This window comes from Mycobacterium heidelbergense (genome assembly GCF_010730745.1).
In the GTDB taxonomy this organism is placed as follows: domain Bacteria; phylum Actinomycetota; class Actinomycetes; order Mycobacteriales; family Mycobacteriaceae; genus Mycobacterium; species Mycobacterium heidelbergense.
In genome coordinates, this window is record NZ_AP022615.1 from 3480182 (window position 1) to 3502908 (window position 22727).

Consider the following 22727-nt stretch of genomic DNA (forward strand, 5'->3'; position numbering starts at 1 on the left):
CGAGCCTTAGGCTGACGCGCGCTCGTCGCCGGTGGCCGGCTCCTGGGGAGGCTGCCCCTTGCGCAGCGTCGCCAACAATTCGCGGTACGGGCCGACCAGGTAGACGGTGTCGCCGCCGCCGAGCCAGGCGTCGCGCCGCGGGTGGAGCGCGACGGGCGCGTCCTGGCGGGTGATCGCGATGACGCGGGTGTGGGTGGACAGCTCGAACATCTTCAGGCCGTCGAGTTCGCTGCCGGCCGCCACGTGCATTGCGCCGACCATGAAGGAGCGCTGGCCGACCGAGAACGTCCCCAGCACCTGCAGGCCCATGGCGGCGCCGATGAACCACGGCGCGGCCAGTTCGACGGTCGACCGCACGTTCTCGAATCCGAACCGCTGCGCCACCGCGGCCCCCAGCGCGCGGTCGTATACGCGGAGCACCAGCGGAACCTCGGGCCGGACGACTTCGGGCATCACCCGGGGCCCCAACATCTCCCGCAGCACGATCCCGGTCTCGATGTTGACCATGTCGTCCTGCGTCAGCACCGCCACCGCCCGCGCCCGGGCGACGCCGGCCGAGTCCAGCGTCTGGCGCAGCGTCGCGTCCCCGAAGATCACCGGCACGTCGAGGTCGGCCGCCGCCGACAAGAAGCGGTTGTTCTCGTCGCGCTCGACCACCGCGACCTCGTATCCGGCGGCCGTCAGGTCGGCGACGACGCGGCTGCCGAACGAACCCAGCCCGACGACGATGACGTGATTGCGCAGATGGCGCGCCCGGCGGCGTCCGGCCGAATGGGCGAAACGCCGCGACAACAGCAGGTCGGCGATGAACGCGACGAGGAGCGCGGTCGTGGTCACGCCGGCGAACATCAGCATGATGCTGAACAGCCGCAGCCAGGTGGGCTGGTGGAGGAAGCTGAAGTCGCCGTAGCCCACCGTCGCGATCGTCTCGGTGCTGAAATACAACGCGTCCAGCCACGTCATCTTCGGATGCGGCTGGTAGCAGAAGCGCAAGACGACCGTCGACCCGATCAGCAGGCATGCCGCGGCCAGCAACGCTCGCGCGAACATCGGGTTGACGTCGTCACGCAGGCCGCGCGCGGCGTCGAGCACCCGCCGCAGCGGCGGCCGGCGCGAGCGCGTCTCGGTCGGCCGCGGGGTCTTGATGCCGCGGGCGGCCAATTCGTCGGCGGTACCGATCATCGCGGTCCAGTCCCCGGCGTGCACCGCCAGATCCCGGCCCGGGCATGTCACGACCTCGCCCGGGGAGGGGGAGTTTTCGCCGTGGATCACCGCCACCGGCGCCAGGTCGCCGTAGATCTCGCGCAGCGTCGCGTCACGCGGTGCCTCCGCGCCCGAGACAACAAACTTGATTCCCGCGGCCTCGAACGGGTGCACGGTGTGCGCCAGGCATGCTTCGACGACCGACGGCGCCGCGAGGTCCGCGACGTCCAGGATCGCGCCGGGGCGTTTATCGGCGGCCATCGCCGTCCGCAACACGTCGTTGGCCAGCCGCGCTACCACCCGCACGCGGGGGTTGGCTTTCCTTGCCAACAGCGCGATTTCGAGGTTTGTCGCGTCGTCATCCCCGACGCAGATTACGGCGCGGGCGCGGGCGACCCCGGCGTCGGCGAGCTCGGTGGCGGTGGTGAGCTTGACGATGTGCACCCCGGCGTTGTTGAGTTCCTCAACGATCGTCGTCGCCAGCGCGTCGTCGCCGCTGACGATGATGTGGCTGCGCACCATCGTATTCGCTTCGGCCGCAGGTCTTTACAGGACTTGAACGTCGGAAGGCGACCAAAACGCCCGCATCGACGTGATCTTGGCGTCCTCGTCGAACGTCATCAGCGAGATGGGCGAGATTTGGGTGCGGCTGTCACCGGCGTCGAGCCTGAGGTGCCACAAAAACGCCGCCTCGCTGCCAGCGACGCGCAGCTCGGCCAGTTCGGTCTCTTTCTTGACGTCCTGGAAGCCCGCATAGAACTCGCGGATGGCGTCGTGGCCGCGCCGGAGGTCCGACCCGATCGGATCCTCGATGGTGGCGTCGGCGGCGTAGAGGGGCAGGATCTCGTCGGCGGTACCCGTGGCGACGAGCGCGAGGTAGCGGTTGACGGTCTGCGTGATGGCTTCCTGGGACGGCATGACTTCGGACGCTACATCGGTTCGTTTGACGGCGATACCGGGCGACGTGCCTTTCATCGGACGCGTCGCGTCACGAGCGCGGGGAACAGGACACGCGCAGCGCGTGGTTCTCGCGCGACGACGTCGGGCAGGCGATCCGTTCGGGGGGCGACGCGCTTGCATGCGGGCCCCGACGGTGTTCGCGCTCGGCACGTCGGAGCCGTTCGGCGCCATGAAGTTTCGGCTGGATTGAGCGGATTGCGGGCGTGCCGCTCGCGAGGTTTTCGCCTGCCAGCTAGACGGCAGGCTCTCAGAGCGCAATCGACTCATCTTTGAGGCAGAGCTAGAAAAGATCGCAAAGCGGTACGGATGGACGTAGGAGCGCGGCGACCGCCTTTGGGTCATCGCAGCGCATTCAATCTGATCGATCCCGCTTTGGAGTCAGCCCGGGCGCGTTGGTTTCGCTTCACCCGATCCGGTGGTCATGTCTGCGAAGATTCGATTTGTGACGCCAGCGACTGTGGACTTCATCTACCGCAGCCTTGGTGCAGGCGCAGCCACAGTAGCGTTGCTGAGCGCTACCTGGGGAATCGTAAAACTTGTCGCGACGCTGTATCGGCGGACTGTGGGCCGCAGAAGGGCACAAGCTAAGTTACTTGACCAGCTGGCTTGCAGCAGCTCAGTTGACTACGTTGAATCACTTCTAGGCGTAGCGCAGTTCATTACGACTCAAGATGGACGTGAACAGCGCACCTATCACCTGCCAGGCGCGTGGGTCATGATTGAACTTGAGGAAAACGTCGTTATTGCATTCTCTATCACTGTGACGAGTCGTTGGATGCATTATAACGCCAAGCGTTTGACGTTTGGATTTCTCGATGTAAAGCTAGGGAAAGACAGGTTCAGCAGGCCAAACGAAATCGGTTATCATGGAGAGATCTTGTGGATTGGTGCATCAAGACTTGGATATTTGCGCGCCCACGATTTCCATAAGTCCGGCGGCTATCAGCGATATTGGTTGTCGTACAACATGTGTGGTGCAGGTAGGCTGATCGCATCGCCAGATATTCCGCATTTTATCGGAACAGGCGTCTATGCCAATCAAAGCGAATCTACAGGGTTCGATCTAAAAAATCCAACCGATGCGTCGGGAATTTCCGTCAACACCTTGACTATTTTGCATCCCGAAGGACCGCTTAATGACTTCTACAAGCGTCATATCCTCGGGCCAGACGAGGCTAGGGTGAAGCTCGCTAGAACGGTGCGACCGCCGTTATATCCATCGCTACGAACCCGTTTTCGTGCTAGACGATATCGCCTAAGAAACGCTGTGAAACGCAAGTGGGCATCGCGAAAGACGGGAAGCGAACATCAGTAATAAACTAGCGCGGGAATTGACCAAAATCAGCGGGTGGCCCCTTTGGCACCCGAAAGCTACCAGCTTCTATACAACGTACAAAAGCTTCAAACCATTCACGCAGAAGTTCATTCGCGCTGCGCTGATCGTCGGAGCCATAGCGCTGTTCGCGTTTTCGCTCCTAGATTTTACGACTTGGCAGTGGTGGCACCAGCGTTCATACATACCGAATATAGCGGCCGGTTTCACCGGATTTCTCATCGGCGCACCTGTTGGTCTCGTTATCCTCGCTACTTTTCAAACCGAACGAGAACACAAGATGGCTCTTGACAGGATCAATAATATGACCCTGCTGGCGTGGGAGAAGTTTAGAGATTCGGTATTCGAACTGTGCTCGTATGATCGGATTTATCCGGGCTTGGCTGGCAACGCGCGAAGTGTTCGTGAGCTCCACGACAGAATTTTTGAGGAATATCAACGACGAATCGCACTAGCTCAAACACGATTACCCAATGGGCCGCCTCATTACCGTAACGCAACTGACGACGAGATAGCCGAGTTTCAAAACTACCTTCGCGAGCGGTCCACCGTGATGCACAGGGCCATGATGGAGGTCTTGAAAATCGTTGGTTCCCAGTACAACTTACAGATCCAATGGTCAATCATTAGAACCAACTGGAATACTCTAACCGGTTTTGTTCGCCTGCAGAGGTTGGAGCAAAATCTGAAATGGTTTGACGATAAGATGGACGCGGAATTTATGAATCGGCTTGCAAGCCAAACGCATCCGCTTACCGACTTCCTGCGGTTGCAAGAGGTAGACCAAAGTAGCTCTACGGCCAGCCTAGGTGCAGCGTTGAAAATGATCCAGCAAGATAGTACAAGGCCAACTGATGAATTGCGAACTAAGCTGATGGCCGGTTACACAGCTTTTGGCTCCAGTGGCCTCGTTGGGGGTCAATATCGCTCCGAATTTGGACATGGAAAGGTGCAGGGACATCAAAAAGCGGCTTGGGAAGCTGAAGAGGCTTTAAGATGGCTAAAAGTCCATGTCGAGAATGTTGAGAGATTTGGTTGGCCTCGAAACGCGACTGCGCCGGAAGTTCCGTTTTAGTCAAGCACTCGCCACGCGATCTAAGTAGGCTTCGATATCGGTGGCATCTACTTTGACGAGGCGACCCACCTTGTAGCCCTTAAACTTTCCGTCAGCGATAAATGCGCGGACAGTATTTGGCGAAACGTCTAGCCGTTCAGCAGCAACGGTTGTTGAAATGAGTTGCCTCGAGCAGCGGATCGCGGCGTTGGAGGCCGGGCGGCCGGTGATCGTGCGCGTGGGCGGCGCTACTTAATCGGCTGGTGTCGCCGCTGGCGGACGATCACGGCGACGTCGTTGGCGGCCATCACCAGCAACGCGGCCGCGGCGGCCGCGACTGGCAGGCCGTGGGTTGTGACCAGCAGCCAAACGGCAATTGCGACCAGTGCAGTTGCCCGCAGCGCTAGTTTGGTCACTTCCCGCATTGGGGTGGCTCGCTTTCTGTTGCGCCCTCGATGAATGCTTCGATCCCGCCAGGCCGCCCATGAGTGCCGCCAGTTCCGACGCGGGATAGGAACTTTCGCCAGAAGTTGCTGTTGTAGTTAGGGTCGTCGCACGCGCGTAACGCGGTTAGTTCTCCGCGTCGTCGTCTTCGATGATTATGTCGGCGAACATGAAAGCATCCTTACTCGCTTCGTGAGTACGGAGAATGAAGCCGGCCAGAAGCGGGACGGCGAAGGAGTATTTGCCGAATCTGTTTTTGTGTACTAGGCCACGCTCGATCAGGCTCGCGAGCATCTGGCTCGCGTGGCTTGACGAGAACGGTTTTGGCAGCAGCACTCGTGCTTTCTCGACAATCTCGGAGATAGAGAATTCGGCGTCGGGCTCGTCCACATGCGCGATGACCCACAACAGATCCCGCTGCCTGTCTGTCGCCCTCTCCCAGCGTCCGGCAAAGAAATCGTCGTCGAGCCGCGCCTGGATGGCGTCGATGTGCACGGTCGGATCCTTGCCCATGCTCATCTGTGAAATCCAGACGTCGAACACCTCGCGGCAGATGAACTGGATGAAGTAGGGGTAGCCGCCCGATCGCTGGCAGATGTCTTCGATCGTCTCGTCCCGAAATCGAATGGGGCAGCTCGCGGTATCGAGCGGCTTGATGATGGCTTCGCGGGCGTCCGACCGCTCGAGCCTGCCGAGTGTCACGACGCGAAACATGCGCTCGCTGTAGGTCCGCGCCTCGACCAGTTTCGAGAACATGGTCGGTAGACCGGTGAGGACGAGCATGAACGGAATCTGTTCACGCTGTAGGTACTGGAAGACGTCCAGCAGGGTGGAGAGCGGATATTCTTCGCGCGAGTGATTGTCGCTTAGGTTCTGTGCCTCGTCGTAGGCGAAAACAACACGGCTGTGGCCGTATTGGGCTTTCATCTGCATCGCCACAAAGGTCAACAAACTCTTGAGCTTGTCCGCGACAAGTCCGGGCGCATTCTCGTATATCTGGCGCAGCACCTGATATGACAACGGGATGTCAGTGGTTGCCGGGGCCTGCTGCTGACCGAAGCCAAAGCCTGCGGGCGTAGGCGTCGGTACGGACATCGCCGACGTGACTACGGCAAGATCGGTCATCACGCGGACGGCCAGATTGTCTTCTGAAACGCTCGCGCTCTGCGACAAGTCCGTTCCGACCCAGTTCCACCCGGCCTTCACGGCGCGCGGCTTGAATGTCTCGAGCAGGACGGTCTTGCCGACACCACGAAGCCCCGTAAGAATTAGGTTCTCGAGGACCGGATCTTGTGCGAGCAGTCCGTCGAAGACTTCGTATTCGCGTTCCCTGCCGGCGAGGTAGGGCGGCATGTGACCCGCTCCGGGGCGATAGGGGTTGGTGAATCCCAGGTCGACTTCAATAGGTTGTTCGGCCATGTACTAAATTTAGCGTGTACCCTAAATTTAGTAAAGACACTACACACAGCTAATCGGATGGGGGTCTTGTGAACAAGCCAACCTTGCGGGAGGGTCAACCGCTGCTCGCGCCCGACTACGTGACCATCATTCCCGGCGATACCGAGCCTGAACTGCGTGCGGATGGAAGCGTTGGCGAGCGTCACCTGAAACCCGGCATCTACGTCCCGGGCCAGGTCATTCCCGCCGTAGAAAAGCCGTAGCTTTCTGCTGACCCGGTCAGCGTGGCGTGGGCGTGTGGCCGCGGCAAGTGCATGCGTTGCGAGACCAACCCAGGTGTCCTGCCGACTCGCAGCGCGTTGACGGCGTTCACTGCCGCCGTGGTGGCCTGCGAACTCAGTCCCGTTACCCAGCCGCAACATCAACGACGGGATGTCATCGTTGCGCCGCCTGAGGCTGTTCGGAGGCTATCGTCTGTTGGCTCTGACCAGGTATTACACCATTGTGATTTGGGCGGCGTGTCGTGCCATTAACCTTGCTGGTGAATACCGACGGTGGTAGTTTTGTGGAGCGACCAGAGCTACGGGCTCACAGTTGCGCGCACGGGCCAGAGATTTTGGGCTCACAGTTCGTGTGAAAAATCCCGAGCGGGGAGAGGACCGCTCACACAGATTCAGGCGAGGGCAGCGCGACATCACGTCGGCTGCCCTCGTCGCATCTTCGTCACAGTCTTGATGTTTACCCGTCCCTTGTGGGTGTCGGAGATGAAGTCGCGAACGCCTAGGCTGTGGGCGAGATCCCACGCTACCTGCGCTTTTTTGCTGAATGTTCGCGGGCGAGGCTCACGACGGTGGTTACCGATTGCGCCTGCGATTAGGTCAGCGACCTGAAGTAGGTCGTTTGCCTCGGAGTCGACTGTGATCGCGCTAACAACAGCGGGCGTAGACATGCCGTAGTTAGCCATGCTTTTGACTGTGTCGCCGAACGAAACGTTCGGCTTGGTGGAGCGATGATCTAAGACAGCAGCGACGTGCTCACCCATATTGATGTTCCCGACAATCAGCTGAGCTGCGATTCTGGCATGTACTCGCCACTCGTCGTCGCCCTTGAATGGGTTGTCGAGCCGCGACCGATCGATGACGGATCCTATGAGCCGGATGTCCGATGACGCGACGACCTCCACGAGCTCACGAAATACAGGAAGGCGCTCTCGGGAGATGCGCGAGAACTTGAACTCTTCGCGATAGCCCGTTCGATCTCGCAACTCTTCGATCTTCCGCTGCAGCCGACCGGGCTGCCGGCACTTGATGCCGGCGACCACGAAAAAGTTGCCGCTTGTTGCTTTAGCGCCAGACTCATCAATAAAGAACGTGGCTGTCAGATGCTTAGCCGCGGCCATCAACGCCATGCCCATGCGGCCACGCGGTCGTTCAGCCCGGCTTGGCCTGCGACGGATTGAGTCATGAGGGTATAGACGCTACGCGAACGCCGCGATAATCCACGCGAATTCGGTGACGAGCGCGCGCGGCCAAGGTCGGGTGTTCCCGGAATCGGACATCTGCAACAGATCTGGCGGCTATCGTCCGTACCCATGTCTGGGGAGAACATCAGAGACCTTTCAAACGAAGCCGCCGTGGCGTTGCTCAACGCGATCAAGAAAGACGCCGAGTCGTACGGGCCTGCGCAGCTCGAGCAGCTTGCGAATGCTTACGCCACCGTCGTCTCGGCAGCACCGGGACCGGAGAAAAAGACGGCCCGCCCTATGGCCGGCTAGCAATGGGTAGGCGCCTCTAGGGGGCGGGAAAAATGGACGCGCCCCGCGCGCGGCGGCTACATGGGCGGCCCGGGTGGTGTCCCTGCCGCGCACATCTGCTGCAGGAACCAGCGGTATTCGATCGCCCCCAGCGGGTTCTGGACGTCGAGCCGCGGGTCCGCCGATATCAGCTGGCCGTTGCACTCGACGTAGCCCGGCGGCGTCGGGGGCAATGCGGAGTCGGCGGCAGCGGCCGGCGCCCACGCCACCCAGGCGGCGGCCATCGCGGCGGCCAGCCACCAGCGGGTCACCGGGTCACCAACCAGTCGGCGGCCTGCCCGAGCAGGACGCGCGGCCAACCAACAACGCCAGGGTCGAACGCGGCCGGGTCGGCGTGTAGCAGCACCCAACCCACAGCGGCCACAGTGAGGGCGGCGAACCACGCCCACCCGCGGCGGGTCACCGTTTCACCTCCCGCACGATGCCGGCGATCGCGAAGGGGAGGCTCACCAGCCATAGCAGCCAGATCGCGAACCCCCCGACGTCGAAGGTGAGCGCCCAGCCGGGTGTTGTGTGCGCGGCCACGTCGAATGCCATCGAGGCTAGGAGCGTGCACACGAGGTAGGCGGCGGCGCGGCCGCCGATGATGCGGGCCACCGCGCATGTTTTCGACGGTCTGGTGTTCACAGGGCACCGCCTGCCGGGTGGCGTTCCTTGGCTTCGTCGATCGCCTGCCGACGGTCGTCAAGTGATGGGGTGCCGTAGCCGTCGAGGTGGTCGAGCAGGTTGGCGCAGGACCGGGCCGCGGCGGTGATGTCGACGCAGAGTTCCGCGCCGCGCAGCGCGGCGGGTGTGGCTTCGCCGAGGTCGGGGATGGCGCGGCCCGTGCAGCGCAGCGCGTGCCGCAGGTGCTGCAGGGCGTTGGCGAGCGCGGTGTACGCCTCGGTGGTGGTCTCGGGGGTAGTAGGCATGGCGCCCTCTCGGTTGGTGTCGCGGGGTGAGCAAAATTGCTCACCCCGTTTGCTGACACCGGACCGGAGGATTTCGAGGGGCATGCCGGGGGCATTCGATGTTTGGCCAGGTAGCGGAAAAACCGCCTTGACCTGCATTAACGCTTGGTGCCCCCGGCAGGATTCGAACCTGCGGCCTTCTGCTCCGGAGGCAGACGCTCTATCCCCTGAGCTACGGGGGCGCACCGACGTACCCGTTGCGCCATTGGGCCCCGCCAGACTAGCGCATTGCGGTGACCCCTCGGCCACCGCAATGGATTCGGGCGAGAGCACCCCAGCCCATAGGATGGACGTTCGTGACCCCCGCCGACCTGGCTGAGCTGCTCAAAACCACCGCCGCCGCGGTGCTCGCCGAGCGCGGGCTCGACGCTGCCGCTCTGCCGGCGGCCGTCACGGTGGAACGGCCGCGTAACCCCGATCACGGCGATTACGCCAGCAACCTGGCGCTGCAGCTGGGCAAGGCGGTGGGCGCCAACCCGCGTGAGCTGGCCGGATGGCTCGCGCAAAAGCTGGCCGACGCCGACGGCATCGCCTCGGCGGAGGTGGCGGGGCCCGGCTTCATCAACATGCGCCTCGAGGCGTCGGCGCAGGCCAAGGTGATCAACGACGTCATCGACGCTGGCCAGAACTTCGGTCGCTCCGACGCGCTGGCCGGGCACAGGATCAACCTGGAATTCGTCTCGGCCAACCCGACCGGGCCGATCCACATCGGCGGCACCCGGTGGGCCGCGGTCGGCGACGCGCTGGGCCGGCTGCTGTCCACCCAGGGCGCCGGCGTGGTGCGCGAGTACTACTTCAACGACCACGGCACCCAGATCGACCGGTTCGCCAGCTCGCTGATCGCCGCGGCCAAGGGCGAGCCCACCCCGGAAGACGGCTACGCCGGCACCTACATCACCGACATCGCCGCGCAGATAGTGCGGAAGGCGCCCGACGCGCTGAGCCTGCCGGAACCCGAGATGCACGAGACGTTCCGCGCGATCGGCGTCGACCTGATGTTCACCCACATCAAGGAGTCGCTGCACGAATTCGGCACCGACTTCGACGTCTACACCCACGAAGAATCGATGCACACCAGCGGCCGCGTCGAGCAGGCCATCGCCAGGCTTCGCGAGACCGGCAACATCTATGAGAAGGACGGCGCAACCTGGTTGCGCACCAGCGCCTTTGGTGACGACAAGGACCGCGTCGTGATCAAGAGCGACGGCAAGCCGGCCTACATCGCCGGTGACATCGCCTACTACCTGGACAAGCGGCAACGCGGTTTCGACCTGTGCATCTACATGCTCGGCGCCGACCATCACGGGTACGTCGCGCGGCTCAAGGCCGTGGCCGCCGCGTTCGGCGACGACCCCGCCACCGTCGAGGTGCTCATCGGGCAGCTGGTCAACCTGGTCCGCGACGGCCAGCCGGTCCGGATGAGCAAGCGGGCCGGGACCGTGCTCACGCTCGACGACCTGGTCGAGGCGATCGGCGTCGACGCGGCGCGCTACAGCCTGATCCGCTCGTCGGTGGACACCCCGATCGACATCGACCTGGCGCTGTGGTCCTCGGCGTCCAACGAAAACCCGGTCTACTACGTGCAATACGCGCACGCCCGGCTTTCGGCGCTGGCCCGCAACGCCGCCGAGCTCGGCCTGATCCCCGACACCGAACACCTCGAGCTGCTCGGCCACGACAAGGAGGGTGCGCTGCTGCGCACCATCGGCGAATTCCCGCGGGTGCTGGAAACGGCGGCGTCCCTGCGGGAACCGCACCGGGTGTGCCGGTACCTGGAGGACCTCGCCGGTGACTACCACCGGTTCTACGACTCCTGCCGGGTGTTGCCCCAGGGCGACGAGCGGCCCACCGACCTGCACACCGCGCGCCTGGCGCTGTGCCAGGCCACCCGCCAGGTCATCGCCAACGGGCTGGCAATACTCGGCGTCAGCGCCCCGGAGCGAATGTGAACGTCCACCCCGCCGGTCCCCGGCATGCCGACGAGACGCGTCACGCCGAAAGCCCGCCGCGCCCGCAATCCCCCGAGGAGCTGCTGGTGTTGGCCCCACACGTGTGGCCGCGCAGCACAACTCGCGACGAAACGGGTGCCGCGGTCATCGGGGGAGTCCCGGTGACCCGCCTCGCCCAGGAGTATGGGACGCCGTTGTTCGTCATCGACGAGGACGACTTTCGCTCCCGCTGCCAGGACATGGCGGCGGCCTTCGGCGGCGGCCGCAACGTCCACTACGCCGCCAAGGCGTTCCTGTGCACCGAAATAGCGCGCTGGATCGACGAAGAGGGCCTCTCGCTGGACGTGTGCACCGGTGGGGAGCTGGCGGTGGCGCTGCACGCCGACTTTCCGCCGGAGCGAATCACGTTCCACGGCAACAACAAATCCGTCGCAGAACTGACAGCCGCGGTCAAGGCCGGCGTGGGCCACGTCGTGCTGGACTCGATGACCGAGATCGAGCGCCTCGACACCATCGCGGGCGAGGCGGGCGTCGTCCAGAACGTGCTCGTGCGCCTCACCGTCGGTGTCGAGGCGCACACCCACGAGTTCATCTCCACCGCACACGAGGACCAGAAGTTCGGGCTGTCGGTGGCCAGCGGCGCGGCGATGGCGGCGGTGCGCCGGGTGTTCGCCACCGATCACCTGCGACTGGTCGGGCTGCACAGCCACATCGGCTCCCAGATCTTCGACGTCGCCGGCTTCGAACTCGCCGCGCACCGCGTCATCGGCCTGCTGCGCGAAATTGTCGCCGAGTTCGGCCCGGAAAAGACGGCCCAGCTGTCCACCGTCGATCTCGGTGGCGGCCTGGGTATCTCGTACCTGGCGCCCGACGACCCGCCGCCGGTGGCCGAGCTGGCGGACAAGCTGGGCGTCATCGTGCGCAACGAGTCGGCGGCCGTGGGGCTGCCCGCCCCGAGGCTGGTGGTCGAGCCCGGGCGGGCCATCGCCGGACCGGGCACCATCACGCTGTACGAGGTCGGTACCGTCAAGGACGTCGACGTGAGCACCACGGCGCACCGGCGTTACGTCAGCGTCGACGGCGGCATGAGCGACAACATCCGCACCGCGCTCTACGACGCGCAGTACGACGCCCGGCTGGTTTCGCGGAAAAGCGATGCGCCGGCGGAGCTCGCCCGCATCGTCGGGAAGCACTGTGAGACGGGCGATATCGTCGTCCGCGACGCCTGGGTCCCGGGTGACCTGCGGCCCGGGGACCTGCTCGGGGTCGCCGCGACCGGCGCCTACTGCTATTCGCTGTCGAGCCGTTACAACATGGTCGGCCGCCCCGCCGTGGTAGCCGTGCGCGCCGGCCGCGCCCGCCTGGTCCTGCGCCGCGAGACGGTCGACGATCTGCTGAGTCTGGAAGTGAGGTGACCGTGTCCGGTGACGAAAAGCCCGTCGGCGTAGCGGTACTCGGGTTGGGCAACGTCGGCAGCGAGGTCGTCCGCATCATCGAGGACAGCGCCGAGGATTTGGCGGCTCGCGTCGGCGCCCCGTTGGTGCTGCGCGGCATCGGGGTGCGCCGCGTCGGCGCCGACCGCGGCGTGCCGGTCGGCCTGCTCACCGACAACATCGAGGAGCTCGTCTCGCGCGAGGACGTCGACATCGTCGTCGAGGTGATGGGGCCGGTAGAGCCCGCCCGCAAGGCGATCCTGTCCGCGCTCGAGCACGGCAAGTCCGTCGTCACGGCCAACAAGGCCCTGCTGTCCACGTCCACCGGGGAGCTGGCGCAGGCGGCCGAAAACGCCCACGTCGACCTGTATTTCGAGGCGGCGGTCGCGGGCGCCATCCCGGTCATCCGCCCGCTCACCCAGTCGCTGGCCGGCGACACCGTGCTGCGGGTGGCCGGCATCGTCAACGGCACCACCAACTACATCCTGTCCGCGATGGACAGCACCGGCGCCGACTACGACACCGCTCTGGCCGAGGCCGGCGCGCTGGGCTACGCCGAGGCCGATCCCACCGCCGACGTCGAGGGCTACGACGCCGCGGCCAAGGCCGCGATCCTGGCGTCCATCGCGTTCCACACCCGGGTGACCGCCGACGACGTCCATCGCGAGGGCATCACCACGATCACCCCCGCCGACTTCGCCTCCGCACGCGCCCTGGGCTGCACCATCAAGCTGCTGTCCATCTGCGAGCGCATCACGGGAGATGATGGGCAGGAACGGGTTTCGGCCCGCGTCTATCCGGCGCTGGTGCCGCTGTCGCACCCGCTCGCCACCGTCAGCGGGGCGTTCAACGCGGTGGTGGTCGAGGCGGCGGCCTCGGGGCGGCTGATGTTCTACGGCCAGGGGGCCGGCGGCGCGCCCACCGCATCGGCGGTCACCGGCGACCTGGTGATGGCCGCGCGCAACCGGGTCCTGGGCAGCCGCGGGCCGAAGGAGTCCCGGTACGCCCAACTTCCTATCGCGCCAATGGGTTTGATCTCTACCCGCTATTACGTCAGCATGAACGTCGCCGACAAGCCGGGCGTGTTGTCCTCGGTGGCGGCGGAATTCGCCAAGCGCGAGGTGAGCATCGCCGAGGTCCGCCAGGAAGGCGTGGTGGGCGAGGGCGGGCGACGGGTGGGAGCCCGCGTCGTGGTGGTCACCCACACCGCCACCGACGCCGCGCTGTCCGAAACCGTCCACGCGCTGGCGGATTTGGACGTCGTGCAGGGCGTGACGAGCGTGCTGCGACTGGAAGGGACCAGCCTATGAGCGCTCCGCGCACGGCCATCCACCATCCCTGGCCGGGTGTGATCGCGGCGTACCGCGACCGGCTGCCCGTCGGGAACGACTGGGCCCCGGTCACCCTGCTCGAGGGCGGCACCCCGCTGATCGCGGCGACCCGGCTGTCGGAAAAGACCGGCTGCACCGTCCACCTCAAGGTCGAAGGCCTCAACCCCACCGGCTCCTTCAAGGACCGGGGCATGACGATGGCGGTCACCGACGCCGTGGCCCGCGGCCAGCGGGCCGTGTTGTGCGCGTCGACCGGAAACACCTCGGCGTCGGCGGCGGCATACGCCGCCCGCGCCGGCATCACCTGCGCGGTGCTGATACCGCAGGGCAAGATCGCGATGGGCAAGCTGGCGCAGGCGGTCATGCACGGCGCCAAGATCATCCAGATCGACGGCAACTTCGACGACTGCCTGGAACTGGCCCGCAAGATGGCCGCCGACTTCCCGACGATCTCGCTCGTCAACTCCGTCAACCCGGTGCGCATCGAGGGCCAGAAGACGGCGGCGTTCGAGATCGTGGACGCGCTGGGCGCCGCGCCGGACGTGCACGCGCTCCCGGTCGGCAACGCCGGGAACATCACCGCGTACTGGAAGGGCTACACCGAGTACCACCAGGAAGGCGTGATCGACAAGCTGCCCCGCATGCTGGGCACCCAGGCGGCCGGCGCGGCGCCGCTGGTGCTCGGCGAACCGGTCAGCCACCCGGAGACCATCGCGACCGCGATCCGCATCGGCGCGCCGGCGTCGTGGACGGCCGCCGTCGAGGCGCAGCGGCAATCCAACGGGCGCTTCCTGGCCGCGACCGACGAGGAGATCCTGGCGGCGTACCACCTGGTGGCCGCCTCCGAGGGGGTCTTCGTCGAGCCCGCGTCGGCGGCCAGCATCGCGGGCCTGCTCAAGGCCGTCGACGACGGCTGGGTGGCCCGCGGGTCGACGGTGGTGTGCACGGTGACCGGCAATGGCCTCAAGGATCCCGACACCGCGCTGAAGGACATGCCGAGCGTGTCCCCGCTGCCCGTTGACCCGGTGCTCGTCGTCGAGAAGCTGGGGTTGCGCTAGTGGCTAAGGCCCTGCCCGCCGGGCTGGTGGCCAGCGCCGTGGTGTCGGCGTCCAGCGCGAACCTCGGCCCGGGCTTCGACAGCATCGGCCTGGCATTGAGCCTTAGCGACGAAATTATCGTCGAGACAACGGCTTCCGGACTGGTCGTGGTCGTCGAGGGCGAGGGCGCCGACCAGGTGCCGCTGGATGCCGGCCACCTGGTGGTGCGGGCCGTCGAACGCGGGCTGCAAGCCGTCGGGGCCACCGCCCCGGGGTTGGTGGTGCGCTGCCGCAACGCCATCCCGCACTGCCGCGGTCTCGGCTCGTCGGCGGCGGCCGTCGTCGGCGGCCTCGCCGCAGTGAACGGCCTTGTCGCACAAACGGATTCGATACCGCTCAGCGTCGCCCAGCTGATCCAGCTGTCCTCGGAGTTCGAGGGGCATCCCGACAACGCCGCGGCCGCCGTGCTGGGTGGTGCGGTGGTTTCCTGGATTGAGCGCGCCGGCGATCGGTCCGACTACCTGGGCGTCCCGCTGCGGCTTCACCCCGACATCCATGTGTTCCTCGCGATTCCCGAGGAGCGCTCGCTGACCGCGGAGACCCGGGTGCTGCTGCCCGCGCAGGTCAGCCACGCCGACGCGAGGTTCAACGTCAGCCGGGCCGCGCTGCTGGTGGTGGCCCTCACCGAACGGCCGGATCTGCTGATGGCGGCCACCGAGGACCTGCTGCACCAACCGCAACGCGCCCCGGCGATGCCCGTCTCGGCGGAATATTTGCGGCTGTTGCGGCGTCATAAGGTGGCAGCGACGGTTTCCGGGGCCGGCCCCTCGTTGATCGCACTGAGCACCCAACCCGAATTACCCCTGGAAGCGCTGGACTACGGAGTCACGAACGGATTTACCATCGCCAAGATGACTGCCGGCGAAGGAGTTCGCTGGAGCCCGGGAGTCACCGTCGCGGGTTGATCCACAGCGTGGCGGGAGGGGTTTGCTTGCTTCCGGCAGGGATGCGGGTTATCCTCGGAGCCGTCCAGCAATTGCAGCATCTGCATCTGCATCCATACTGCCTTGCCGCTAGGACAACACCAATTCTTCTCGTGAACGAGGTTCGCCGCTCTCTCCGCCCATCCCTGGCGATCAGCGTTGCAGAGTCGATGATTGGGCGCACTCGGCGAATTGGCTGAATGCAACGACCCCCGTATGAGCTGATCAGCGGGGGAAGAAAGGAAATCCGTGACTGATACGGACCTGTTCACGGCTGGCGAAAGCACCGATAGCAATCGGGTGCCGAACGCCGTGACCACAAACACACCCGACGTCAAGACCAACGCCTTGGCCGGCTCCCTGTCCACCATGGTGCTGCCCGAGCTGCGTGCGCTGGCTAACCAGGTCGGCGTCAGGGGCACGTCGGGCATGCGCAAGAACGAACTCATCGCCGCGATAAAGGAAACCGCGATACAGGAGACCAGGGGACAGGCCAACGGCACGTCGGCCCCGGCCGCCCCGCAGGACAGCGGCAAACCCGACACCGCCGCCACCGAGGCGCCGGCCGACGCGCCGGTGGCTCAGGCGGAGCAGAACGGCTCCACCGCCGAGGCATCGCACCGCGAACGCCGCGGCGCCTCCCGCGGCGCGGGATCGCCCGCCCGCGCGGCCGAGGAGCCGGATCGCGACGACTCGGGCGGCCGCGAGCGCACAGCAGGCGCCGCCAACAACCGCCAAGAGGGCCAACGCGACACCAAGGCCGACGAGCGCGGGCAGGACGGCGGCGGCGGTCAGCAGTCGCGCGGCTCGAACCAGCAGGACGACGACGGCGAGGGCCGTCAGGGCCGGCGCGGCCGCCGGTTCCGCGACCGCGACCGCCGGCGCCGCGGCGAACGCTCGGGCGACGGCGCCGACGCCGAACTGCGCGAGGACGACGTCGTCCAGCCGGTCGCCGGAATCCTTGACGTCCTCGACAATTACGCGTTCGTGCGCACCTCCGGCTACCTGGCCGGCCCGCACGACGTCTACGTGTCCATGAACATGGTGCGCAAGAACGGCCTGCGCCGCGGCGACGCGGTGACCGGCGCGGTCCGGGTGCCCCGGGACGGCGAGCAGCCCAACCAGCGGCAGAAGTTCAACCCGCTGGTGCGCCTGGACACCGTCAACGGCGGGCCGGTCGAAGACGCCAAGAAGCGGCCGGATTTCAGCAAGATGACGCCGCTCTACCCCAACCAGCGGCTGCGCCTGGAGACCACCCCCGATCGGCTGACCACCCGGGTCATCGACCTCATCATGCCGATCGGCAAGGGCCAGCGGGCCCTGATCGTGTCGCCGCCCAAGGCCGGCAAGACGACGATCCTGCAGGACATCGCCAACGCGATCACCAAGAACAACCCGGAATGCCACCTCATGGTCGTGCTCGTCGACGAGCGGCCCGAGGAAGTCACCGACATGACCCGCTCGGTCAAGGGCGAGGTCATCGCGTCGACGTTCGACCGGCCGCCGTCGGACCACACCGCGGTGGCCGAGCTGGCCATCGAGCGCGCCAAGCGGCTCGTCGAGCAGGGCAAGGACGTCGTGGTGCTGCTCGACTCGATCACCCGCCTCGGCCGCGCGTACAACAACGCGTCGCCCGCGTCGGGCCGGATCCTGTCCGGTGGCGTCGACTCCACCGCCCTGTACCCGCCCAAGCGCTTCCTCGGCGCCGCGCGCAACATCGAGGAAGGCGGGTCGCTGACCATCATCGCCACCGCGATGGTCGAGACCGGCTCCACCGGTGACACGGTCATCTTCGAGGAGTTCAAGGGCACTGGCAACGCCGAGCTCAAGCTGGACCGCAAGATCTCCGAGCGGCGCGTCTTCCCCGCGGTCGACGTGAACCCCTCCGGCACCCGCAAGGACGAGCTGCTGCTGTCGCCCGACGAGTTCGCCATCGTGCACAAGCTGCGCCGCGTGCTGTCGGGTCTGGACCCCCACCAGGCCATCGACCTGCTGATGTCGCAGCTGCGCAAGACCAAGACCAATTACGAGTTCCTGGTGCAGGTGTCCAAGACGACGCCTGGATCGATGAACGACGACTAACCCACGCCGGCCGTGGCGGAGACGCTGCAACAACTGCTTCGTCAGCGTTTGGACCAGGACACACCGGCGCTGAAATACGGCGACCGGGTCTGGACCTGGCGCGAGCACCTGGCCGACGCCGCCCGCACCGCGGCCGCGCTGATCCGGGTCGCCGAGCCGGGACGTCCGCTGCACGTCGGCGCGCTGCTGGGCAACACCCCCGAGATGGTCACGGCCATGGCCTCGGCGGCGCTGGGCGGATACGTCCTGTGCGGCATCAACGACACCCGTCGCGGCGCCGCACTGGCCGCCGACATCCTGCGCGCCGACTGCCAGCTCCTACTCACCGATCCGGCGCACAAAGAATTGCTGGACGGACTCGATCTGCCCGGCGTGCGGGTCCTCGACGTGTCCGGCGAATCGTGGTTGACGCTGCTGGACGGTGCCGGAACGCTGGCACCGTATCGGGAGGTGGAGCCCACCGACACCTTCATGATGATCTTCACCTCCGGAACCAGCGGCGAGCCCAAGGCGGTGCAGGTCACCCACCTGACCGTGGTGTTTGCCGGCACCACGCTGATCGCGCGGTTCGGGATCGGCCCCTCCGACGTGTGCTACCTGTCGATGCCCCTGTTTCACTCCAACGCGCTGCTGGCCGGATGGAGCGTGGCGGTGGGCGCCGGCGCGGCCATGGTCCCGGCGACGTTCTCCGCGTCGGGGCTGCTGCCCGACCTGCGCCGGTACGGGGCGACGTTCATGAACTACGTCGGCAAACCCCTGGCCTACGTCCTGGCCACCCCCGAAAAACCCGACGACCACGACAACCCGCTGCGGGTCGCCTTCGGCAACGAGGCGAGCGACCGCGACATCGCCGAATTCGGTCGGCGCTTCGACTGCACGGTGTGGGACGGCTTCGGCTCCACCGAGGGCGCGATCATCATCACCCGAGAAGACGGCTGCCCGCCCGGGTCGCTCGGACGCGGTTTCCCCGGCGTCGCCATCTACGACCCGGAGACCGTGGCGGAGTGCCCCGTGGCCACCTTCGGCGACGACGGCGCGCTCACCAACGCCGACGAGGCGATAGGGGAGCTGGTCAACACCACCGGCGCCGGGCTGTTCGCCGGCTACTACAACGACCCGCAGGCCACCGACGCGCGCCTTCGCCACGGCATGTACTGGTCGGGCGACCTCGCCTACCGGGACGCCGACGGGTGGATCTACTTCGCCGGACGCAGCGGCGACTGGTTGCGCGTCGACGGCGAAAACATGACCACGGCCCCCATCGAACGGATCCTGCAGCGGTTGACGCCGATCAGCCAGGTGGCCGTGTACGCAGTCCCCGACGAACACGCCGGCGATCAGGTGATGGCGGCGATCGTGCTGGCCGACGACGCCGATCTGACGCCCGAGGAGTTCGGCCGCTTCCTTGCCGCGCAGCCCGACCTGTCGCCCAAGGCCTGGCCCCGCCACGTCTGGCTCACCGACCGGTTGCCGACCACCGCGACCAACAAGATCCTCAAGCGCGAGCTGGCCGCCCGCGGCGCGGCCCCCGGCAGCGGTGTGGTCTGGACGCGCGGCGGGCGAGGCGGGGCCTACGGGTAGCCCAAAGGCCGCCGGGAATGCGCGGGCGCATCTGGGTGTTTGGGGTGATGGCGGTTGACCTGGCATAATCGAGCCCCGACCACCCAGAACCACCTCAGGTTCGCGGAGTTCACGCCCGACCGTCGAATTCGCGACGGGGGCCGGGCGGCAAACGATCGAAGAGGACATCATGAAAGCTGACATTCACCCCTCCTACGAGGAGACCACGGTGCTCTGCGGATGCGGCAACACCTTCCAAACCCGCAGCACCAAGCCGGGCGGCCGCATCGTCGTCGAGGTCTGCTCGCAGTGCCACCCGTTCTACACCGGCAAGCAGAAGATCCTGGACAGTGGCGGCCGGGTGGCCCGCTTCGAAAAGCGCTACGGCAAGCGCAAAGCCGCTGCCGCCGAGAACGCCGAAAGCACCGACAAATAGCCGGGTCGCCGACGCCCGAACTGTGCGTGCACCCGCGCAGGCCGGGCGTCGGTTCGCGTGTGCCGTAAAGAGTTCGCCCACCGGGCAGGAGGTGTGACATGACGCAGCCGGTACAGACGATCGACGTGCTGCTCGCCGAACACGCCGAGCTCGAGCATGCGCTGGCCGATCCCGAATTGCACAGCAGGCCTGAGGAGGCCCGCAAAGCGGGGCGCCGGTTCGCCCGGTTGGCCCCGATCGTCGCCACGCACCGCAAGCTCACCGCCGCGCGCGACGACCTGGAGACCGCCCGCGAGCTGGCCGCCGACGACGAGTCGTTCGCCGATGAGGTGACCGAGCTGGAATCGCGGGTGGCCGAATTGGACACCCAGCTCACCGACATGCTGGCCCCGCGCGACCCGCATGACGCCGACGACATCGTCCTCGAGGTCAAATCCGGTGAGGGCGGCGAGGAATCGGCACTGTTCGCCGCCGACCTGGCCCGGATGTACATCCGCTATGCCGAGCGGCATGGCTGGACGGTGACGGTGCTGGACGAAACCACCTCGGACCTGGGCGGGTACAAGGACGCGACGCTCGCCATCGCCGGCAAGGGCGACTCCGCCGACGGGGTGTGGTCGCGGATGAAGTTCGAGGGCGGCGTGCACCGGGTGCAGCGCGTCCCCGTCACGGAATCCCAAGGCCGCGTGCACACTTCGGCGGCGGGCGTGCTCGTCTATCCGGAGCCCGAGGAAGTCGGCGAGGTCCAGATCGACGAGTCGGACCTGCGCATCGACGTGTACCGCTCGTCCGGCAAGGGCGGCCAGGGCGTCAACACCACCGACTCCGCGGTGCGGATCACGCACCTGCCCACCGGGATCGTCGTCACCTGCCAAAACGAACGGTCGCAGCTGCAGAACAAGACGCGGGCGTTGCAGGTGCTGGCGGCGCGCCTGCAGGCGCTGGCCGAGGAACAGGCGCTGGCCGACGCGTCGGCGGATCGGGCCAGCCAGATCCGCACGGTCGACCGCAGCGAGCGGATCCGCACCTACAACTTCCCGGAGAACCGGATCACCGACCACCGAATCGGTTTCAAGGCACACAATCTCGACCAGGTGCTCGACGGCGACCTCGACGCGCTGTTCGACGCGCTGAGCGCCGCCGACAAGCAGTCCCGGCTGCAGCGGGCATGACCTCCCTGCGGCGCGCGATCGACTCCGCCGCGGCGCGGCTCGCCGAAGCGGGAATCGATTCCGCGCGTTTCGATGCCGAGGAATTGGCCGCCCACCTGGCGGGCACCGAACGCGGCCGGCTGGCCCTGCTCGAGTCGCCCGGCGACGAATTCCTCGGGCATTACCGCGACATCGTGGCCGCGCGCTCGCGGCGGGTGCCGCTGCAGCACCTCACCGGGACGGCGGCGTTCGGCCCGGTGCTGCTGCGCGTCGGCCCCGGTGTGTTCGTGCCGCGCCCCGAAACCGAGGCCATCTTCGAATGGGCCACCGCGCAACGACTCCCGGAGCGGCCCGTGATCGTCGATTTGTGCACCGGATCCGGCGCGTTGGCGGTGGCGCTGGCCCACCACCGGGCCACCCTTGGACTGAAGGCGCGGGTCATCGGCGTCGACGACTCCGACGCGGCCCTCGAATACGCGCGCCGCAACGCGGAGGGCACCGCCGTGGAGCTCGTCCGCGCCGACGTCGCCGAGCCGGGCCTGCTTCCCGAGCTGGATCGACGCGTCGACCTGGTGGTGGCCAACCCGCCCTACGTTCCCGACGATGTCGCCCTGGAACCCGAAGTGGCCCACCATGACCCGCCGCACGCGGTGTTTGGCGGGGAGGACGGGATGGCGGTGATCGGGGCCGTCGTCCGCCTCGCGGGGCGCTGGCTGCGCCCGGGTGGCCTGTTCGCCGTCGAGCACGACGACACCACGTCGTCACAGACCGTCGAATCGGTCCAGGCCACAGGGCTTTTCGACGACATCGAGGCCCGCCGAGACCTGGCCGGCCGGCCGAGATTCGTGACGGCCCGCAAAAGAGGAGAGCGGCGCAGATGACCCGCGCCGCGACGATGCAGAGCGAAAGGGATGAGGAGGAGCGGCGCCATGACCGCGGTGTTCGACTGTGCTGACCCCGACCAGCGTTCGGCTGGAATCGACTCGGCGGCGGGGACGCTCAAGAACGGCCGGCTGGTTGTGCTGCCAACCGACACCGTGTACGGCATCGGCGCCGACGCCTTCGACAGCTCGGCGGTGGCCGCGCTGCTGGCGGCGAAGGGACGGGGCCGGGACATGCCCGTGGGCGTGCTGGTCGGCTCGTGGCACACCATCGAGGGTTTGGTCTACACCATGCCCGACGGGGCCCGCGAACTGATCCGCGCGTTCTGGCCGGGCGCGCTGAGCCTCGTGGTGACCCAGGCGCCGTCGCTGCAGTGGGATCTCGGCGACGCCCGCGGCACCGTGATGCTGCGGATGCCGTTGCACCCGGTCGCGATCGAGCTGCTGCGCCAGGTGGGGCCCATGGCCGTGTCCAGTGCCAACATCTCCGGCCGGCCGGCCGCGGTCGACGCCGACGAGGCCCGCAGCCAATTCGGCGATCTCGTCAGCGTCTACCTCGACGCGGGCCCGTCGCAGCAGCAGGCCGCCTCCACGATCGTCGACCTGACCGAAACCGCGCCGCGCATCCTGCGGGCGGGACCGGTGAGCGCCGAACGGATCGCCGAGGTGCTCGGGGTGGACGCGGGAAGCCTGACCGCCTAGCGCCGAACGTGCGCTCAGGGCGACGTT

General features: G+C 66.4%; 25 protein-coding genes and 1 tRNA gene. 15 read left to right on the top strand and 11 right to left on the bottom strand.

Annotation, left to right across the window (positions count from 1 at the left end; translation table 11 throughout):
* Positions 1–6: 6 nt before the first annotated feature.
* Together G6N25_RS16390 and G6N25_RS16395 are read right to left on the bottom strand one after the other, a co-directional pair.
* Complete coding sequence (locus G6N25_RS16390) at positions 7–1725, bottom strand: NAD-binding protein (RefSeq protein ID WP_083073506.1); 1719 nt, start codon at positions 1723–1725, stop codon at positions 7–9.
* Between the two features lie 24 nt (positions 1726–1749).
* Positions 1750–2121, bottom strand: a complete 372-nt coding sequence (locus G6N25_RS16395) for a nuclear transport factor 2 family protein (RefSeq protein ID WP_083073505.1) — start codon at positions 2119–2121, stop codon at positions 1750–1752.
* A 499-nt stretch (positions 2122–2620) separates the two neighbouring features.
* On the opposite strand from G6N25_RS16395, the gene G6N25_RS16400 reads away from it, so the two are divergent.
* Together G6N25_RS16400 and G6N25_RS16405 are read left to right on the top strand one after the other, a co-directional pair.
* Entirely contained in the window at positions 2621–3478 is an 858-nt protein-coding gene (locus tag G6N25_RS16400) for an ETEC_3214 domain-containing protein (protein ID WP_142272569.1), read from the top strand.
* Between the two features lie 16 nt (positions 3479–3494).
* Positions 3495–4571 (top strand): hypothetical protein, encoded by a 1077-nt coding sequence (locus G6N25_RS16405; RefSeq protein ID WP_142272568.1) that lies wholly within the window; start codon positions 3495–3497, stop codon positions 4569–4571.
* Here the strand turns inward: G6N25_RS16405 and G6N25_RS24230 are convergent, their stop codons facing one another.
* The 3 genes from G6N25_RS24230 to G6N25_RS16420 all read right to left on the bottom strand — a co-directional run bounded on the left by G6N25_RS24230 (position 4572) and on the right by G6N25_RS16420 (position 6413).
* Positions 4572–4781, bottom strand: a complete 210-nt coding sequence (locus G6N25_RS24230; protein WP_083073555.1) for a helix-turn-helix domain-containing protein — start codon at positions 4779–4781, stop codon at positions 4572–4574.
* A 17-nt stretch (positions 4782–4798) separates the two neighbouring features.
* Positions 4799–4966: a hypothetical protein gene (locus tag G6N25_RS16415; RefSeq protein WP_158084863.1), complete on the bottom strand. Its 168-nt coding sequence runs from the start codon at positions 4964–4966 to the stop codon at positions 4799–4801.
* A 154-nt stretch (positions 4967–5120) separates the two neighbouring features.
* A complete protein-coding gene (locus tag G6N25_RS16420; RefSeq protein ID WP_197745680.1) occupies positions 5121–6413 on the bottom strand; it encodes an ATP-binding protein in 1293 nt (430 codons plus the stop codon).
* Positions 6414–6481: 68 nt separating this feature from the next.
* On the opposite strand from G6N25_RS16420, the gene G6N25_RS16425 reads away from it, so the two are divergent.
* Positions 6482–6655 carry a hypothetical protein gene (locus G6N25_RS16425; RefSeq protein ID WP_158084862.1) on the top strand — a complete coding sequence of 58 codons (174 nt, stop codon included), beginning with the start codon at positions 6482–6484 and terminating at the stop codon, positions 6653–6655.
* 431 nt (positions 6656–7086) lie between these two features.
* On the opposite strand, the gene G6N25_RS16430 is transcribed toward G6N25_RS16425, so the two are convergent.
* The gene (locus G6N25_RS16430; protein ID WP_083073504.1) at positions 7087–7806 is read right to left on the bottom strand and encodes a DUF3800 domain-containing protein; all 720 of its coding nucleotides are present in this window, start codon (positions 7804–7806) and stop codon (positions 7087–7089) included.
* A 177-nt stretch (positions 7807–7983) separates the two neighbouring features.
* On the opposite strand from G6N25_RS16430, the gene G6N25_RS16435 reads away from it, so the two are divergent.
* Positions 7984–8166: a hypothetical protein gene (locus G6N25_RS16435; RefSeq protein ID WP_083073503.1), complete on the top strand. Its 183-nt coding sequence runs from the start codon at positions 7984–7986 to the stop codon at positions 8164–8166.
* 56 nt (positions 8167–8222) lie between these two features.
* Here G6N25_RS16435 and G6N25_RS16440 read toward each other — a convergent pair whose 3' ends face one another.
* From G6N25_RS16440 to G6N25_RS16455, 5 genes are all read right to left on the bottom strand, one after another.
* The gene (locus tag G6N25_RS16440) at positions 8223–8456 is read right to left on the bottom strand and encodes a hypothetical protein (protein WP_232065819.1); all 234 of its coding nucleotides are present in this window, start codon (positions 8454–8456) and stop codon (positions 8223–8225) included.
* Positions 8453–8608 carry a hypothetical protein gene (locus G6N25_RS23560; RefSeq protein ID WP_169924615.1) on the bottom strand — a complete coding sequence of 52 codons (156 nt, stop codon included), beginning with the start codon at positions 8606–8608 and terminating at the stop codon, positions 8453–8455. Before G6N25_RS23560 ends, G6N25_RS16440 begins: the two co-directional genes overlap by 4 nt.
* Entirely contained in the window at positions 8605–8832 is a 228-nt protein-coding gene (locus tag G6N25_RS16445) for a hypothetical protein (RefSeq protein WP_142272567.1), read from the bottom strand. Before G6N25_RS16445 ends, G6N25_RS23560 begins: the two co-directional genes overlap by 4 nt.
* Complete coding sequence (locus G6N25_RS16450; protein WP_142272566.1) at positions 8829–9116, bottom strand: hypothetical protein; 288 nt, start codon at positions 9114–9116, stop codon at positions 8829–8831. The genes G6N25_RS16445 and G6N25_RS16450 overlap by 4 nt, the downstream gene beginning before the upstream one ends.
* A gap of 145 nt (positions 9117–9261) precedes the next feature.
* Positions 9262–9337: transfer RNA gene (locus G6N25_RS16455), tRNA-Arg, on the bottom strand.
* A gap of 114 nt (positions 9338–9451) precedes the next feature.
* Here G6N25_RS16455 and argS point away from each other — a divergent pair.
* The 11 genes from argS (at position 9452) to G6N25_RS16510 (ending at position 22700) form a co-directional block, all read left to right on the top strand.
* On the top strand, positions 9452–11104 hold the full coding sequence (gene argS / locus G6N25_RS16460; protein WP_083073500.1) for an arginine--tRNA ligase: 1653 nt from the start codon (positions 9452–9454) through the stop codon (positions 11102–11104).
* Positions 11101–12519, top strand: a complete 1419-nt coding sequence (gene lysA, locus G6N25_RS16465) for a diaminopimelate decarboxylase (RefSeq protein ID WP_083073499.1) — start codon at positions 11101–11103, stop codon at positions 12517–12519. Before argS ends, lysA begins: the two co-directional genes overlap by 4 nt.
* 2 nt (positions 12520–12521) lie before the next feature.
* Positions 12522–13847, top strand: a complete 1326-nt coding sequence (locus G6N25_RS16470; protein WP_083073553.1) for a homoserine dehydrogenase — start codon at positions 12522–12524, stop codon at positions 13845–13847.
* Positions 13844–14926, top strand: a complete 1083-nt coding sequence (gene thrC, locus G6N25_RS16475) for a threonine synthase (protein ID WP_083073498.1) — start codon at positions 13844–13846, stop codon at positions 14924–14926. The genes G6N25_RS16470 and thrC overlap by 4 nt, the downstream gene beginning before the upstream one ends.
* Positions 14926–15870 carry a homoserine kinase gene (gene thrB / locus G6N25_RS16480; RefSeq protein ID WP_083073497.1) on the top strand — a complete coding sequence of 315 codons (945 nt, stop codon included), beginning with the start codon at positions 14926–14928 and terminating at the stop codon, positions 15868–15870. Before thrC ends, thrB begins: the two co-directional genes overlap by 1 nt.
* 267 nt (positions 15871–16137) lie before the next feature.
* Positions 16138–17970, top strand: coding sequence for a transcription termination factor Rho (gene rho / locus G6N25_RS16485; protein WP_083073496.1), 1833 nt, complete (start codon positions 16138–16140; stop codon positions 17968–17970).
* Between the two features lie 12 nt (positions 17971–17982).
* Positions 17983–19551: a fatty-acid--CoA ligase FadD1 gene (gene fadD1, locus G6N25_RS16490; protein WP_083073495.1), complete on the top strand. Its 1569-nt coding sequence runs from the start codon at positions 17983–17985 to the stop codon at positions 19549–19551.
* Between the two features lie 169 nt (positions 19552–19720).
* Positions 19721–19966 (top strand): 50S ribosomal protein L31, encoded by a 246-nt coding sequence (gene rpmE, locus G6N25_RS16495; protein ID WP_083073494.1) that lies wholly within the window; start codon positions 19721–19723, stop codon positions 19964–19966.
* Between the two features lie 98 nt (positions 19967–20064).
* Positions 20065–21138, top strand: a complete 1074-nt coding sequence (gene prfA, locus G6N25_RS16500) for a peptide chain release factor 1 (RefSeq protein ID WP_083073493.1) — start codon at positions 20065–20067, stop codon at positions 21136–21138.
* Entirely contained in the window at positions 21135–21998 is an 864-nt protein-coding gene (gene prmC / locus G6N25_RS16505; protein ID WP_083073492.1) for a peptide chain release factor N(5)-glutamine methyltransferase, read from the top strand. Before prfA ends, prmC begins: the two co-directional genes overlap by 4 nt.
* Before the next feature lie 48 nt (positions 21999–22046).
* Positions 22047–22700: an L-threonylcarbamoyladenylate synthase gene (locus G6N25_RS16510; RefSeq protein ID WP_083073491.1), complete on the top strand. Its 654-nt coding sequence runs from the start codon at positions 22047–22049 to the stop codon at positions 22698–22700.
* Positions 22701–22727 lie beyond the last annotated feature (27 nt).

Coding starts and splice junctions, on each gene's coding strand:
- G6N25_RS16390 (WP_083073506.1), bottom strand. CDS start 1,725: ATGGTGCGCAGCCACATCATCGTCAGCGGCGACGACGCGCTGGCGACG.
- G6N25_RS16395 (WP_083073505.1), bottom strand. CDS start 2,121: ATGCCGTCCCAGGAAGCCATCACGCAGACCGTCAACCGCTACCTCGCG.
- G6N25_RS16420 (WP_197745680.1), bottom strand. CDS start 6,413: ATGGCCGAACAACCTATTGAAGTCGACCTGGGATTCACCAACCCCTAT.
- G6N25_RS16430 (WP_083073504.1), bottom strand. CDS start 7,806: ATGGGCATGGCGTTGATGGCCGCGGCTAAGCATCTGACAGCCACGTTC.
- G6N25_RS16435 (WP_083073503.1), top strand. CDS start 7,984: ATGTCTGGGGAGAACATCAGAGACCTTTCAAACGAAGCCGCCGTGGCG.
- G6N25_RS16450 (WP_142272566.1), bottom strand. CDS start 9,116: ATGCCTACTACCCCCGAGACCACCACCGAGGCGTACACCGCGCTCGCC.
- thrC (WP_083073498.1), top strand. CDS start 13,844: ATGAGCGCTCCGCGCACGGCCATCCACCATCCCTGGCCGGGTGTGATC.
- rpmE (WP_083073494.1), top strand. CDS start 19,721: ATGAAAGCTGACATTCACCCCTCCTACGAGGAGACCACGGTGCTCTGC.
- prfA (WP_083073493.1), top strand. CDS start 20,065: ATGACGCAGCCGGTACAGACGATCGACGTGCTGCTCGCCGAACACGCC.
- prmC (WP_083073492.1), top strand. CDS start 21,135: ATGACCTCCCTGCGGCGCGCGATCGACTCCGCCGCGGCGCGGCTCGCC.
- G6N25_RS16510 (WP_083073491.1), top strand. CDS start 22,047: ATGACCGCGGTGTTCGACTGTGCTGACCCCGACCAGCGTTCGGCTGGA.